Source organism: Streptacidiphilus alkalitolerans (assembly GCF_042511045.1).
Lineage (GTDB): Bacteria > Actinomycetota > Actinomycetes > Streptomycetales > Streptomycetaceae > Streptacidiphilus > Streptacidiphilus alkalitolerans.
In genome coordinates this window covers 323,117-336,322 of the sequence record NZ_JBHEZX010000006.1, presented here as the reverse complement: position 1 = coordinate 336,322, position 13,206 = coordinate 323,117, and the positions used below count along the sequence as shown (strand labels likewise).

The 13,206-nt window shown below is 70.9% G+C and carries 17 protein-coding genes and 1 tRNA gene; 4 read left to right on the top strand and 14 right to left on the bottom strand.

Annotation, left to right across the window (positions count from 1 at the left end):
- Positions 1–89 precede the first annotated feature (89 nt).
- The 3 genes from ACEZDG_RS16615 to ACEZDG_RS16605 form a co-directional block, all read right to left on the bottom strand.
- Positions 90–1,085 carry an RNA polymerase sigma factor SigF gene (locus ACEZDG_RS16615; RefSeq protein WP_380509430.1) on the bottom strand — a complete coding sequence of 332 codons (996 nt, stop codon included), beginning with the start codon at positions 1,083–1,085 and terminating at the stop codon, positions 90–92.
- Positions 1,086–1,448: 363 nt separating this feature from the next.
- Positions 1,449–1,742, bottom strand: a complete 294-nt coding sequence (locus tag ACEZDG_RS16610) for a Dabb family protein (RefSeq protein WP_380509427.1) — start codon at positions 1,740–1,742, stop codon at positions 1,449–1,451.
- A 40-nt stretch (positions 1,743–1,782) separates the two neighbouring features.
- The gene (locus ACEZDG_RS16605; RefSeq protein WP_380509424.1) at positions 1,783–1,947 is read right to left on the bottom strand and encodes a hypothetical protein; all 165 of its coding nucleotides are present in this window, start codon (positions 1,945–1,947) and stop codon (positions 1,783–1,785) included.
- A 546-nt stretch (positions 1,948–2,493) separates the two neighbouring features.
- Between ACEZDG_RS16605 and ACEZDG_RS16600 the strand changes: the two genes are divergently transcribed.
- Positions 2,494–2,829, top strand: a complete 336-nt coding sequence (locus tag ACEZDG_RS16600) for a VOC family protein (RefSeq protein WP_380509421.1) — start codon at positions 2,494–2,496, stop codon at positions 2,827–2,829.
- A gap of 84 nt (positions 2,830–2,913) precedes the next feature.
- Here the strand turns inward: ACEZDG_RS16600 and ACEZDG_RS16595 are convergent, their stop codons facing one another.
- The 3 genes from ACEZDG_RS16595 to ACEZDG_RS16585 form a co-directional block, all read right to left on the bottom strand.
- The gene (locus ACEZDG_RS16595) at positions 2,914–3,141 is read right to left on the bottom strand and encodes a hypothetical protein (RefSeq protein WP_380509418.1); all 228 of its coding nucleotides are present in this window, start codon (positions 3,139–3,141) and stop codon (positions 2,914–2,916) included.
- 93 nt (positions 3,142–3,234) lie between these two features.
- Positions 3,235–3,414, bottom strand: a complete 180-nt coding sequence (locus ACEZDG_RS16590; protein ID WP_380509415.1) for a YegP family protein — start codon at positions 3,412–3,414, stop codon at positions 3,235–3,237.
- Between the two features lie 80 nt (positions 3,415–3,494).
- Positions 3,495–4,016 carry a hypothetical protein gene (locus tag ACEZDG_RS16585; protein ID WP_380509412.1) on the bottom strand — a complete coding sequence of 174 codons (522 nt, stop codon included), beginning with the start codon at positions 4,014–4,016 and terminating at the stop codon, positions 3,495–3,497.
- 233 nt (positions 4,017–4,249) lie between these two features.
- Between ACEZDG_RS16585 and ACEZDG_RS16580 the strand changes: the two genes are divergently transcribed.
- Positions 4,250–5,701 (top strand): AAA family ATPase, encoded by a 1,452-nt coding sequence (locus ACEZDG_RS16580; RefSeq protein WP_380509409.1) that lies wholly within the window; start codon positions 4,250–4,252, stop codon positions 5,699–5,701.
- Positions 5,702–5,780: 79 nt separating this feature from the next.
- Here ACEZDG_RS16580 and ACEZDG_RS16575 read toward each other — a convergent pair.
- The 4 genes from ACEZDG_RS16575 to ACEZDG_RS16560 form a co-directional block, all read right to left on the bottom strand.
- Positions 5,781–5,867 (bottom strand) — tRNA-Ser (locus ACEZDG_RS16575).
- Between the two features lie 33 nt (positions 5,868–5,900).
- Positions 5,901–6,491, bottom strand: a complete 591-nt coding sequence (gene tadA, locus ACEZDG_RS16570) for a tRNA adenosine(34) deaminase TadA (RefSeq protein WP_380509406.1) — start codon at positions 6,489–6,491, stop codon at positions 5,901–5,903.
- Between the two features lie 338 nt (positions 6,492–6,829).
- Positions 6,830–7,393 (bottom strand): tRNA adenosine deaminase-associated protein, encoded by a 564-nt coding sequence (locus ACEZDG_RS16565; RefSeq protein ID WP_380509403.1) that lies wholly within the window; start codon positions 7,391–7,393, stop codon positions 6,830–6,832.
- A 210-nt stretch (positions 7,394–7,603) separates the two neighbouring features.
- The gene (locus ACEZDG_RS16560; protein WP_380509400.1) at positions 7,604–7,789 is read right to left on the bottom strand and encodes a hypothetical protein; all 186 of its coding nucleotides are present in this window, start codon (positions 7,787–7,789) and stop codon (positions 7,604–7,606) included.
- Positions 7,790–7,934: 145 nt separating this feature from the next.
- Between ACEZDG_RS16560 and upp the strand changes: the two genes are divergently transcribed.
- The gene (gene upp, locus ACEZDG_RS16555; RefSeq protein ID WP_380509397.1) at positions 7,935–8,573 is read left to right on the top strand and encodes a uracil phosphoribosyltransferase; all 639 of its coding nucleotides are present in this window, start codon (positions 7,935–7,937) and stop codon (positions 8,571–8,573) included.
- Between the two features lie 430 nt (positions 8,574–9,003).
- Here the strand turns inward: upp and ACEZDG_RS16550 are convergent, their stop codons facing one another.
- From ACEZDG_RS16550 to ACEZDG_RS16535, 4 genes are all read right to left on the bottom strand, one after another.
- On the bottom strand, positions 9,004–9,720 hold the full coding sequence (locus ACEZDG_RS16550) for a LytR C-terminal domain-containing protein (protein WP_380509824.1): 717 nt from the start codon (positions 9,718–9,720) through the stop codon (positions 9,004–9,006).
- Positions 9,721–9,877: 157 nt separating this feature from the next.
- Positions 9,878–10,174 (bottom strand): type II toxin-antitoxin system VapB family antitoxin, encoded by a 297-nt coding sequence (locus tag ACEZDG_RS16545; protein WP_030253738.1) that lies wholly within the window; start codon positions 10,172–10,174, stop codon positions 9,878–9,880.
- A 178-nt stretch (positions 10,175–10,352) separates the two neighbouring features.
- On the bottom strand, positions 10,353–11,522 hold the full coding sequence (locus ACEZDG_RS16540; protein WP_380509393.1) for a hypothetical protein: 1,170 nt from the start codon (positions 11,520–11,522) through the stop codon (positions 10,353–10,355).
- 98 nt (positions 11,523–11,620) lie between these two features.
- Entirely contained in the window at positions 11,621–12,592 is a 972-nt protein-coding gene (locus ACEZDG_RS16535) for a magnesium transporter CorA family protein (protein ID WP_380509390.1), read from the bottom strand.
- Positions 12,593–12,708: 116 nt separating this feature from the next.
- On the opposite strand from ACEZDG_RS16535, the gene ACEZDG_RS16530 reads away from it, so the two are divergent.
- On the top strand, positions 12,709–13,149 hold the full coding sequence (locus tag ACEZDG_RS16530; protein WP_380509387.1) for an STAS domain-containing protein: 441 nt from the start codon (positions 12,709–12,711) through the stop codon (positions 13,147–13,149).
- The last annotated feature ends 57 nt before the right edge of the window (positions 13,150–13,206 follow it).

Genomic DNA, 13,206 nt, shown 5'->3' with positions numbered 1-13,206 from the left:
CGCGCTGCAATGCGGTGCCACGGGGGTATGGTGACGGATTGTCACGAAATGGGCAGGGTCTCCAGAAGCCCCGCGGAAGGCCCCCGGGCTCAGTTGTCCCAGGTGTTTCCGCTGCGCAGACGGGCGAAGATCCTTGCCAGCAGCCGAGATACGTGCATTTGTGACATTCCCAGCTCGGTGCTGATCTGGGACTGCGTCAGATTGCCGAAGAAACGCAACATCACAATCTGTCGCTCCCGGTCGGGCAGTTGAACCAGCAGATGCCGGACCATGTCCCTGTGCTCCACATGGGTGAGAGCGGAGTCCTCGTAGCCGAGCCGGTCCAGCAGTGCGAGACCGCCCTCGTTCTCCTGGGTGGCCTCCAGCGAGGCTGCGTTGTACGCCCGTCCGGCGTCCAGGCAGGCCCGGACGTCCTCCTCCGGGATGCGCAGGTTGGCGGCGATCTCGGGGATCTTGGGCATCCGCCCGTGAGCCACCGTCAGATCCTCCATGGCGGCGCTGACCTGCACCCACAACTCCTGCAGCCGCCGCGGCACATGCATGGTGCGGACGTTGTCGCGGAAGTAGCGCTTGATCTCGCCCATGATCGTCGGCAGGGCGTAGGTGGGGAACTGCACCCCCCGGGTCGGGTCGAACCGGTCGATGGCGTTGATCAGCCCGATGGTGCCGACCTGGATCACATCCTCCATCGGCTCGCTGCGCCCCCGGAAGCGGGCGGCGGCGTAGCGCACCAGCGGGAGGTTGACCTCGATCAGCGCGACCCGGACGTGCTCGTGCTCGGGGGAGCCGGGGGTGAGCTCGGACATCCGCTCGAACAGCACCTTGGTGAGGGTGCGCACATCGACCCGCCCCGAATCCACGGTGGCGGGAGGCTCGACCGGCGCGGGTCCGGGTCCGGTCGGCGCGGGTCCGGTCTGCGCGGATCCGGGCCCAGTGCCGGTCCCGGCCGGCGCGGCGTCGGGGGCTTTCGCGGCGTCAGGAACCCGTGCGGCGTCAGGAACCCGTGCGGCGTCGGGAACCCGTGCGGCGTCGGGGCCGGCCGGGCTGCCCGGGGCCGTCGCGGCCTCCGCGGCCTGCTCCGGCACTCCTGGCGGTACGGCTGCCGGCGCGGCTGCCGCTCCCCCCGCCGTCGCTCCTGCCGGTCCCCCCGCCGACACGGCCACAGGCCCCGCTGTTGGCGCTGGCAGGGGAGCCGCGGGTGCGTCACCCTCGTCCTTTGCGCTCCCTTGTGTCTGCACCGACACGCCACCCCTCGCGAGCTCCCGTGAGGCGCAACGCGTGCCCCAGTCCACCATCTGGCAAACCGGTCATAGCATCACAAGTGGGATGCTATTAGGGCAAGCACCATATATAGGTGTGTTGATCGGGGATGTGCTGGCGAGTGAATCCGCGCCGCCATCCGGTCCCCCAACGGCCCGGCGGCGCGGATTCCGTGATCGGCTGAGGTCTCAGACCTCGACGTCGGCGATCACCCAGGTCGCGAACTCGCGCCAGAGGGCCACTCCGGCCTGGTGCGCAGGGTGCGTCAGATAAGCCTGCAGCGCCGCGACATCGTCCACCAGGCTGTTGATCGCATAGTCGTACGCGATGTCCCGCTCGCTGAAGTTCCAGCCGCACTCCCACTCGCGCAGCACGTCGATCTGCTTGCCCAGCGCCTCGAACGCGGCGGCGCCGGCGGCCACTCGGGGCTCGTCCTTGGCGACACCGTCGTTGAGCTTGAAAAGGACCAGGTGGCGGATCATTCGGTGAGGCTCCTCGGGAGGGGTTCGGACCGCCCGGGAACTACTTCACCAGGCTGCTCATGAAGGTTCCCACGGACTTGGCGGCGGTGGAGATGCCGGTGAACCCGACCTGCACCAGATCGGCCGCGCGCACCGGCGAGGTGATGATCGTATACAGCACAAAGATGACCAGCAGATACATCGCGACCTTCTTCGCCTGCCCCATGACCCCGCCCGCCTCCCCGCGCCCCACTTCGCGCCCCACTCCGATGGCCGAAGCCTAGCGCTGCCTGGCCCGTTGGCCACCAGCAAATGCTGTCGCCCGGCCGTTCCTGCCCGATGGCGTCCGACCCCGCCCCGTCCCACTGGCCCCAGGGTACGTCCCCGGGTTAAGGGCCCGGTGAACCCGAAAGGACCAAGGTCCCCCCTGAAGGGGACTCCCGCCGGGTGCGCGGCCCCTGGATCTGCAGCAGAGTGGAGAACGTACCGAGCGGGACTGGCAGGGACCGCCCGGTACAGGGAACCGGAGCCCCCGCTGTGGGACCGACCGCCGCGTACGCCCCCCGACGCGGCGACGGTTGCGGGGCTCCGCCTGCGGGGGAGCGGCCAGTCCCCCCTTGGCCGCTCCCCCGCCCTGACCGTCAAGGTCGCGCAACCCCCCTCCCGGGAACTGGTGGTCAGCCCCGGGAGGGGGGTCTTCGCATGCCCCGCCCAATTCCCCGCCGCAGCCGGTGCGGTGACTGTGGTGAAGGCGGCGGGGGATACTGCCGCCATGGTCACCCTTGGAACCGTAGTGATGCACGTGGCGGACACCGGCCGGGCAGCCCGGTTCTGGGCCCAGGCACTCGGCTACGTCCCCCGCGAACACAACCCGCTGATCCTCGAGCCGAAGGACGGCAACGGCCCGGGCCTCGCCCTGGACGAGTCCGACCGAATGCACCTCGACCTCTACGCCGACAGTGCGCAGGAGCAGCAGGCCGAGGTCGAGCGCCTCATCTCGGTCGGCGCCCAACGGGTGGACTGGGCCTACCCCGACGACGCCGACTTCGTCGTGCTCGCGGACACCGAAGGAAACCTCTTCTGCGTGGTGGACACCAGCCACGGATAGGTCGCCCGCAGGCCCCTCGTCGGCCGGCTGGCCCATGGGCTCGTCGACGGGCTCGTCGACGGGGCCGGGCCTCAGCCCCCGGCCTCAGCCCCCCGGCGGCAGCGTCGCGCGGTAGGCGCTGCGGCAGGCCTGGCAGCGGTTCCCGGGCTTGAGCTCCTCGATCTCGGCGATCGGCAACGTCCCCGCGGACGGCGACAGGGCACGTCCGCAGAGCCCCGTGCTTCCGCCCTCGTGGACGACGTGCCACAGGTGGATGGCTCGGCCGCCGGGGGCGGGCCGGAATTCGACCTTCAGCTCAACCATGTCAACCATGGGGCTACTCCGCTCCGAACAGGTCGACCTCGTCGGTGGGTTCCGGCCTTCGCCGGCCTTCACGTCGGGGCTCTCGCGTGCGGGGCTTGCGCCTCAGGCCGCCTGCTTGATGTCGGCCTCCGCAGCAGCCCGCTTCACAGCGTCGCATCCCTTTTCCGCCCCGGCCTTCGTCGGATAGGACTCCCCGACAGCAACGGTCTCGCCGTTGGCAGCCTTGAGCCGGAAGCGCCACTGATGGGCCTTGTCCTCGTAGACCTCGAAATGCGCAGACATCCCAACCACTCCAATCGGGACGAAACGGACCTCATTCCAGGATAGAACCGCTACCCCGCCCCGGCACCCCCCCCAGTTGGCTAGAGGGGCCGGCTGTACCAGCGGCGGTGGACGAGGGGCTCGACGCCCAGCATCGCGACGCCGGCGACCACGCCGACGAGCAGGGAGGTCCAGCCGCCGCCGCTGGCCAGTGCGCCAAGGCAGGCCGCGGCGATGACCAGCGGGCGCAGCAGGGTGAGGGGGCCGAGCCCGATCACCATCGCGAGGGTGGCGCCCCAGAAGGGGAGGGTGAAGTAGGCGGCCAGGGAGACCAGGACGATGCCGGCGTACCCGGCCAGCGGGAGGAGGTGGCCGGCCCCGCCTGCGGTGAGAGCACCCAGGGTGCGGTTCGAGTCAGTGGCGGTCAGCAGGACGGCGCCGACGGAGAGGCCGTGGACGAAGCGGCAGTTCAGCTGCTCGGCGAGGGCCAGGCGGGTGGCCTCGCCGACGAGCGCGCCGTTCAGGTCGGCGCTGATGAGCTCGACGTCCGGCCCCAGTGTCCCGGTGCTCGCGGGCCAGCGGATCAGGTAGCCGCCGCCCGAGCCGATGTCGACGAGCCGCAAGGGACCCGTCCGCTCGCTGGTCGTGCGGATCGCACGGAACAGCGGGCCGAGGACATCGACCGGGAGACGCTCGCCGGTGCGGGGGCGGTAACGGTGATCAGGTCGGATATCTCGAGGCGCAACACGGCGGAACCCTACGGGCTGTCACTGGGTCTGCTCGCCATGGAAGAGGGTTATAGTTCTGATAACTGTACTTCTCTCAAGTGGCGGCTCTGGTGCTCAAGCCTGCAGACATGTTCGACCGGGACCGGGAGTGGGCCCAACTGGTCGGCTTCGTGGAGGACCAGCGGCCGGGTGCCACCCTGGGTGTCGTCTCGGGGCGGCGCAGGCAGGGGAAGAGCTTTCTGCTGGAGGCGGTCTGCCAGCAGGCTGAGGGGTTCTACTTCTCGGCGCAGGAAGCGACAGAGGCCGAATCGCTGGCGCTGATCGGTGCCGCGCTGACGCGGTACCTGGACCCGGTCGCACCCATCGAACCGAGGGACTGGCCCGCGGTCCTCGATATTCTGCTGCGGATCGGCCGGGAGCGGTCGGTGCCCGTGGTGATCGACGAGTTCCCGTACCTGGCGCGTGCCTCGCCGGCCCTGCCCTCGATGATCCAGGCCGCCTACGCGCCGCGCCGTGCCGAGCGGATGGAGTCCCGCACCAGACTGCTGCTGTGCGGTTCGGCGATGTCCTTTATGGGCGGACTGCTGTCCGGCGATGCGCCGCTTCGCGGCCGGGCCTCACTGGACCTGACTGTCCACACCCTCGACCACCTCGCCGCGGCCCGCTTCTGGGGCATCACCGAACCCCGCTTGGCTCTGCTGGTGCACGCTGTGGTCGGCGGAACGCCTGCCTACCGCACCGAGATGATCCGGTACGACGCCCCAGTCGATCTGGCAGATTTCGACACCTGGGTGTCCCGCGCGATCCTGTCACCGGGCAGTCCGATGTTCCTGGAGGCCCGGTACATGCTCGCCGAGGAGCCGGATCTGCGGGACGGGGCGCTGTACCACTCGGTGCTCGCTGCGATCGCCGAGGGGAACACCGGCCGGGGCGGCATCGCCGGGCATGTGGGGCGGAAGAGCAATGAGCTCGCCCACCCGCTCACTGTGCTGGAGGACTCCGGGCTGGTGCTTCGGGAGCAGGATGCCTTCCGGGCCAACCGCACCGACTTCCGGATCAACGAGCCGCTCCTCGCCTTCTACCATGCCGTCATGCGGCCGTACTGGTCCCAGTTGTTGCGGGGGACCGGGGCGGACCGGATCTGGGAACGCAGTCAGGGGCGGTTCGCTGGAAGCATCCTCGGGCCCCACTTCGAGAGGGTGTGCCGCGAGTGGACGCTGTACAACGCCGGTGACCGCTTCGGCGACTGGCCCGCCCAGGTCGCATCGGGAACCGTCAACGACCCGGCGAACAAGACCACGTGCCAGGTCGACGTTGCGGTGCTCGGCCACACGGACGGTGGCCGCCCCCCGCTGCTGGCCATCGGCGAGGCCAAGTGGAACGACGTCATGGGCCTGGGGCACCTGGAACGCCTGCTCCGCATCCGCGAACTGCTCGCGGGGAACGGCAAGTTCGACACCTCCGCGACCCGTTTGGCCTGCTTCTCCGGTGCAGGCTTCACCGCAGACCTGCTCGAACGCGCAGTCCGGGGCGAGGTCGAGCTGATCGGGCTCGACGACCTCTACACCACAGCCGACTGACCGAGACTGTCTCCTGAGGCCAGAACGCGTGAGGCCCCGACCATCGCTGGTCGGGGCCTCACGTTTTTGCTGCTCAGAGCGGTAGCGGTGGGATTCGAACCCACGGTGAAGTTGCCCCCACACACGCTTTCGAGGCGTGCTCCTTTGGCCGCTCGGACACGCTACCGTGGGACAGCCTACCGGACGTGGGGGTGTGCTCCTAAACGGATTCCGGGGCGGGTTTCTCGGCCCGGCGGTCGTCGAAGAAGGCGGTCAGAGCTGTGGCGCAGTCCTCGGCGAGGACGCCGGGGACGACCTCGGGGCGGTGGTTCAGGCGGCGGTCGCGGATGACGTCCCAGAGGGAGCCGGCCGCGCCGGCCTTGTCGTCCAGGGCGCCGTAGACGACGCGGGCCAGGCGGCTGAGGACGATGGCGCCCGCGCACATGGTGCAGGGCTCCAGGGTGACCACCAGGGTGCAGTCGGTGAGGCGCCACTCCCCGACTGCGCGGGCTGCCTCGCGGATGGCGAGGATCTCGGCGTGCGCCGTCGGGTCGCCGACCGCTTCGCGTTCGTTGTGGCCGCGGCCGAGGACGTCTCCCGACGGGGCCAGCACGATCGCGCCGACCGGGACGTCGCCGGTGGGGAGCGCGAGGGCGGACTCGGCCAGGGCCAGGCGCATGGCCGGGACCCAGGGGGCCCGGACCGGGTCGGGCCGGGGGCCGGGGGTGGAGGCGGGGCGAGGGCCGGGGGTGGCCTCGGGGTGGGGTCCGGGGCCGGTAGCGGGGTCGGTGCGGGGAGTGGCGCGCTGCATGGCACCAGTCTGCGGCACCGGCCCTCCGGGCAGGGTTTCCGGCTGGGGGGGGTGAGGTTGTCCCGCGTGCGTGCGGGACCGGGCCTGCGGGTGGCCGGCGGTGGGTGGCGCCCGGGTACGAGGTCGTCCCAGTGGCGGTCGGCTGACGGCACCGACCGCAAGACGGAAGCCCGCCCGGCGGTGGCGTCCCGGGCTGCGGGTCACCTTCGGTGGGCGGGCTTCGGTCTTGCGGTTGTCCTGGCGACAGACCGTCGCGCGGCTCTGCGGTCGCCCGGGCCTGCGGCCCAGCGGTCGGCCTGCGGCTCTGCGGTCGGGCGACCCTGCGGCCGGTCGGCCGGTTAGCGGACGGCCTCCAGGACGTCGCCGCAGCCCAGGGCATCGGCGATCTCGCTGAGGGCGTCGCCGGGGACGGAACCCTCGACGCTCATGTCCATCAGTTCCTTGGCGCCGACGCCGAACTCGATCAGCAGTCCGGCGTCGCCGAGGGGACCGTTCGGGAGGCCGTCGGGGTCGACCACGGCTTCCTCGTCCTCGTCGTCCTCGTCCGTGTCGGCGTCCAGGGCCTCGGCGTCCTCGTCCAGTTCGACGACCAGGTCGTCGAGGTCGTCGTCCCCGGCGCCGCGGCCGACGAGTTCGTCAGTGAGGACGATCTCGCCGTAGGCGCTGCGCGAGGCGGCGGCGGCGTCGGACACGAAGATCCGAGGGTCCTCCTCGCCGTCCACGCGGACCACGGCGAACCAGGAGTCCTCCTGCTCGATGAAGACCAGGACGGTCTCCTCGTCCTCCGCGGCCTCGCGCGCCAGGTCAGCAAGGTCAGCAAGGGTTTCGACGTCATCAAGCTCGGTCTCGCTCACGTCCCACCCGTCCTCGGTGCGAGCGAGCAATGCAGCGAAGTACGCCACCAGCGACTCTCCCAGGTCTTGGCCACAGGACCGGGCTCTGAGCGGGCCCGGAGTCCAGGGGTCCATGCGAACGCCCCATCGGCATCGTGACAGAAAGCAGGCCGCTCCGGGGAGTGTTCCGGCCCGCGTCTTCGCTGGTCGTGTCGCAAAAGGGGGGTGGCGGCCCGGAGAAGAGCCGTGGAGCGGTCACGGACGGGGCGTCAGATGGCGTCAGATGCGGAAGGTGCGCATCCGCAGGGCCTGTCGCATCCGCTCGTTCTTGGTGCGTCGGGGATGGACTCTGGCCTGCAGTTCCTTGGCCTCGTCGAGTTCGCGGAGGAAGGCCGCGCGGCGGCGGCGGCGCTCTGCGGGCGTCTCTGCTCTGGTCTCCACGTCGTCGTTCGACTGTTCGGACATGCCGGTCTGCCCCTCGGGTCTCGGGGTGTTCTTACCTCCTCACCTTCCCACTGAAATCAGCCTGACACCGTTTTAACATGAGCCTGTCAAAACGTTGCCGACCTGCAACATCGTGCGGCCCTCCGCCCTCGGATAATGTCTCGGTATGCGGATTCATGTCCTGGACCACCCCCTGGTGGCGCACAAGCTCACCACGCTGCGCGACGAGCGCACCGACTCACCGACCTTCCGCCGCCTCGCGGACGAGCTGGTGACCCTGCTGGCGTACGAGGCCACCCGGGACGTCAGGACCGAGTCGGTGGAGATCACCACCCCGGTCGCGGTCACCACCGGCACCCGGCTGAGCTACCCCCGGCCGCTGGTCGTCCCGATCCTGCGGGCCGGGCTCGGCATGCTGGACGGGATGACCCGGCTGCTGCCGACCGCCGAGGTCGGCTTCCTCGGCATGGTCCGCAACGAGGAGACGCTTGAGGCGTCCACCTACGCCACCCGGATGCCGGACGACCTCTCGGGCCGTCAGGTCTACGTCCTGGACCCGATGCTGGCGACCGGCGGGACGCTGGTCGCGGCGATCCGGCTGCTGATCGGGCGCGGCGCGGACGATGTGACGGCGATCTGCCTGCTGGCGGCGCCGGAGGGGGTGGCGGTGCTGGAGAAGGAGCTGGCCGGACTGCCGGTGACCGTGGTGACCGCCGCGGTGGACGACCACCTCAACGAGCAGGGCTACATCGTCCCGGGTCTGGGTGACGCGGGCGACCGGCTGTACGGCACCGCCGGGGAGTGACCCCTCCGGGGAGGGGTGGCCCGTCCGGGGGCGGCCTGGCGGCTGACCCGAGGTGGGCAGGGACGGGCGGGGACGGGCGGGCCGGTAGTCGGCCCGGCGGCCCGGGCCCGGCGGCCGGCGCCGACAGGCGACCGACCAACTGCCCACTGGCGCTGAACAGGACGCCTGCGGCCGGCCAGGGCCTCGCCGCCGACCTGGCGGCTGCGACCGACCGGGGCCGGTGGGCCGGACGGACGTCGGCACGCGGCTGGGGCTTGCCGGTGGGCGCGTGCGCCCGGGCCGCATCAACCCGGTAGTCAGCGTCGGTGCGGTCGGCACCGTAGGTGTAGCCGGGGGCCGCCCGTCCGGCCTGGCGCGGCCGTGCTACCGCTGGTTGCGGAACCCCGGCCCCGCCCCTGCCTCGGCCTCGGCCCCACCCCGTCCCCGAGGGCTAGCAGTGGGCCGGGCTGGGGGTGGCGGTGGGGCGGGTGGCGAGGGCGAGGGCCTGGGCGGCCTGGGCCGGGGTGGCGAGGGTGGTGAAGCCGTTGCCGAGGATCAGGTCCACGGTGGTGTCCTTGCGCAGGTCGGTGACCGGCTTGGCGCCGGTGACCTCGGTCCCGACCACGGTCATCAGCTTGGCGGCGGCGCTGTTGCCGGTGACCTGGGCGGTCCCCAGCACCTTGTGCTGCAGCGCGGTCGGCGCGTTGCCGATCTTGCCGATGGTGAAGCCGCGCTTCTTGAGCTCGGCGGCGGTCTGGCCGGCCAACCCGGCCCGGTCGGTGGCGTTGTAGACGTTGACCGTGATGCCGGTCGGCTTGGGGACGACCGCCAGGGCCGCTCCGGCGCCGGCACTGGCACCAGCCCCGGCCCCCGCCTTGGTCCCCGCGGCAGCGGAGGAGCCGGCGGACGGGGAGGCGGACGCCGCGCCCGAGGGCACGCTGTCGCCGTGCGCGGCCACCTTGGTGCCGCAGCCCGCCGCGGCGGTGCTCTTCTTGCCGCCGAAGACGTCCAGCAGCTGGGAGGTGCCCCAGCCCAGCACCGCGAGCACCGTCACACCGGTGATGGCGAGCAGGATGAGGCGGCGTCTGTGGTTGGGTCGGGCCAGACGTGGATACGCCGTGCCGGTGACTCGGTACTGCTTTCCCTTGAGGCCAGGGGGAGTCAGCATGCTCACCGCGGGTTGCCCCCTTGTGCGCCGGGCTTTCAGTGCTGGTCGGACAGCAACTGCTTGACTGTCACCAGACTAGTGCTGGGGCGCCACTGTGCGTACTAAAGGATCATCATCTGGGCTATCGGGGCACCCGAAAGGATGCACGATAGGCCGATCAGTCCATCTCCAGCACGCGGGCGTGCAGCACCTGACGCTGTTGCAGCGCGGCGCGTACGGCGCGGTGCAGGCCGTCCTCGAGGTAGAGGTCCCCCTGCCACTTCACGACATGCGCGAAGAGGTCGCCGTAGAAGGTGGAGTCCTCGGCGAGGAGGGTCTCCAGGTCGAGCTGCCCCTTGGTGGTCACGAGCTGGTCGAGGCGTACCGGACGTGGGGCCACGTCCGCCCACTGGCGGGTACTGACCCGGCCGTGATCCGGGTAGGGCCGCCCGTTGCCGATGCGCTTGAAGATCACACGCAGAGACTACCCGTCCGCGGGGGTGCGTCGCAGCAAGGATGACAGTCCGTGATCCGGCCCCGCTTGAACGGGGTCTGTCACCAGGGGGTTTGTCGCGTGTCCGGGAAAGGTTCTTTCCGTCCTGGTCACCCGGAAGAGTGTTCGCCGCACTGCGGGGCACCGCCCGGACGCTCGCTCACAGTGCTGCCAGGGCCGCGCCGATCCGGTCCATGGAGCTCAGCCGCATCAGTCCGTAGTTGTAGAACTCGACCTCGGGCACTCCCAGTTCGTCCAGCACCCGGAGCTTCGCGGCGAGGTTCTCCGGGCCGTCGCAGTCCTGCGACATCGGCCGCAGGATCACGGCCAGCGCGGACGGGTCGACCCCGTACAGGGCGAAGGCGGCGACCTTCTCGCGGACCTGCTCCGGTGTCGCCGCGTAGCCCAGGGTCTCGATCCGGTGGACCGTCTTGGCCAGCGCCGGCAGGTCGACGCCGGAGAGCCAGCCCTTGCCGGGGCCGTCGGCGTCCATGAAGGTCAGCCGCATGCCGAGCTGCTCGGCGGCCCCGGCGGCCTCGGCCGCCAGCGAGCCGACGGTGGCGGCGGAGGCGTCCACGTACGCGGCGAGGGCGCCGTCGGCGATCCGGTCCAGCGGGGTGGCCTCGGCGGCGGCCTGCTCGGAGTCGAGGCAGCGGCGGATCTCCGCCCGGACGGCCCGCTGCACCTCGTCGGCGGGGACGCCGAGGCGGATCGCGGCGGACCGGCAGTGCTCGCAGAAGCACAGCCCGAGCAGCGCCTCGGCGACCGGCCCGAGCTGCTCGAAGTAGCGCTCGTGGTGGTAGCCGTGCCGCAGCCCGTGGAAGTGCAGCGACTCGGCCCTGATCGCGTCCACCCCGTAGCGGGCGTGCTCGGCGACCAGGGTCAGCACGTACTGGCGGACCTCCGGGTTGGCCGGGCAGAGCTCGGTCCTGGCGCGGTCGCCGAAGGCGTTGGCCGGGGCGCAGTCGGGGTACTGGAAGCCGAGCCTGTCGTTGTGCAGGAACACCGTCCAGGCGTGCAGCTTCATCCCGCGCCGCCGGGCCTCCTCGGCGGCGGTGCGGAAGGGGTCGTCCGCGCCGATGGCGCCGGACGGGACCGGGCGCAGCCGCTGGTCGGCCCAGCGGGCCGGGTCGGGCCGGAAGTAGGCGGCGCCGGGCTCGAGGTAGGAGACCACCCGGCGGGGGTTGTGCGGGAAGACGTCCCGCGCCTCGTGGTAGACCGAGGCGAGGGTGAGCCCGCCGACCCCGGCCCGGTCGGTGAGGTTGCCGAAGAAGTGGTCGGCGCCCTCGTCGATCAGATCGGTGGCGAAGGCGAGGACGGACGACTCCACGGGGTGCTCCGGCAGGGGTGAGGCGGCTGGGTGTGTGGGAGCCACCGTAGCCGCGCCGCCGGTATTGGTCTAGACCTTCAAGGGGTGAGCTGCCCCGCTCAGATCCAGTCCTTGCGCTTGAAGCTGAGGTAGAGCACGACCGACAGGATCAGCACCACGGCCGTCGACTCGTAGAAGCCGGCGTGCGTGCCGAAGCCCGGGTAGGGGACGTTCTGGCCGTAGAAGCCGGTGACCGCGGTCGGGACGGCGATGATCGAGGCCCAGCTGGTGACCTTCTTCATGATCAGGTTCATCCGGTTGCCCTGGATGGTCAGATTGGTCTCCATCACCGAGGTGACCATGTCCCGCAGCGACTCGGTCCACTCGGTGGCGCGCAGCACATGGTCGTAGACGTCCTGGTAGTAGGGCATCATCGGCTCGTTGACGACATGCAGGTCGCGCCGCAGCAGGGTGTTCACCACCTCGCGCATCGGCAGCACCACCCGGCGCAGCTGGACCAGGTTCTTGCGCAGCTCGAACGAGGCCCGCTGGACCGCCTGGATCTCGTCGCGGCCCTCCTCGAACAGCAGGTCCTCCAGTGCCTCTATCCGCTCGTCCAGCTCCTGGACGGCGTTGAAGTGGCCGTCCACCAGATAGTCGAGCAGGCCGTGCAGCAGATAGCCGACGCCGTTCTTGGCCAGGTCGGGGGAGTCGTCCCAGCGGTCGACCACCTTCCGCATGTCGAAGTGCTCGCCCTTGCGGATGGTGATCAGCGCGTTCGGGGTGATGAACACCGCGATCTCGCTGGTCAGCAGCGCCCCCTCGGGGTTGTTGCTGACCGCGTAGGCGCTGAGGAACAGATGCGTGCGGTAGCGGTCCAGCTTGGGGCGCTGGTGGTCGTGCCTGGCGTCCTCGACGGCGAGGGCGTGCAGCCCGAACTCCTCGGTGATCATCTCGAAGTCTTCCGGGGTCGGATCGCAGAGGTCGAGCCAGACCGTGCATGTGGGATCGCACACATAGTCCGATATGTCCTGGGCGGGGAAGTTCTCTTGTTCCAGGTTGCCGCTGCGGTAGAGCCGGGTTCGAGCCATCGGGCCAGAATAGGGGCAGACCCGGCGGGCGCAGGCGTGGGTTACGCTCCGAAGGGACTGAGGAGAGCGGCATGACGGTTCGGTCCATGACGTCCATCCCAACGCCGGAGGCTCCCTTGACCATTCAGTGGCATTTCCAGGACGGCGCCGGCGCGGGTGTGCTGCAGGTGTCCGGCTACCTCGGCGCCGAGTCGGTGCCGCGCTTCGCCGGTGCGGTGGGCTGGGCGCTGGCCCGTGGCACCGGGCCGCTGATCGTCGACCTCAAGGCGCTGCACGGCTGGTCCCCGCAGGGGCAGGGCGCGGTACGGGACGCGGTGCTGCGGCTGGCCGAGCAGCAGCGGACGCTGGAGCTGGCGGCGGTCCCCTCGGGCGCGGACTCCGCGCTGATCTCCGAGCTGAGCGGGATACCCGTCCACCTGGACCTGGACGCGGCGCTGGCCGCGCACCCGGCTGCGCCGGAGGCCGGTCAGGCCCCCGAGGTGCTGGCGCGGCAGCGGCGCAAACAGAACTGGCGCAGCGCGGGCTGGCTCCAGAGCCCGGCCCGGCCGACCCCGTAGGCCCGCCCCAGCCGGGCAGACCCGCCGGTGGGGGGTGGTGGGCGGGGAGTGCGGGCT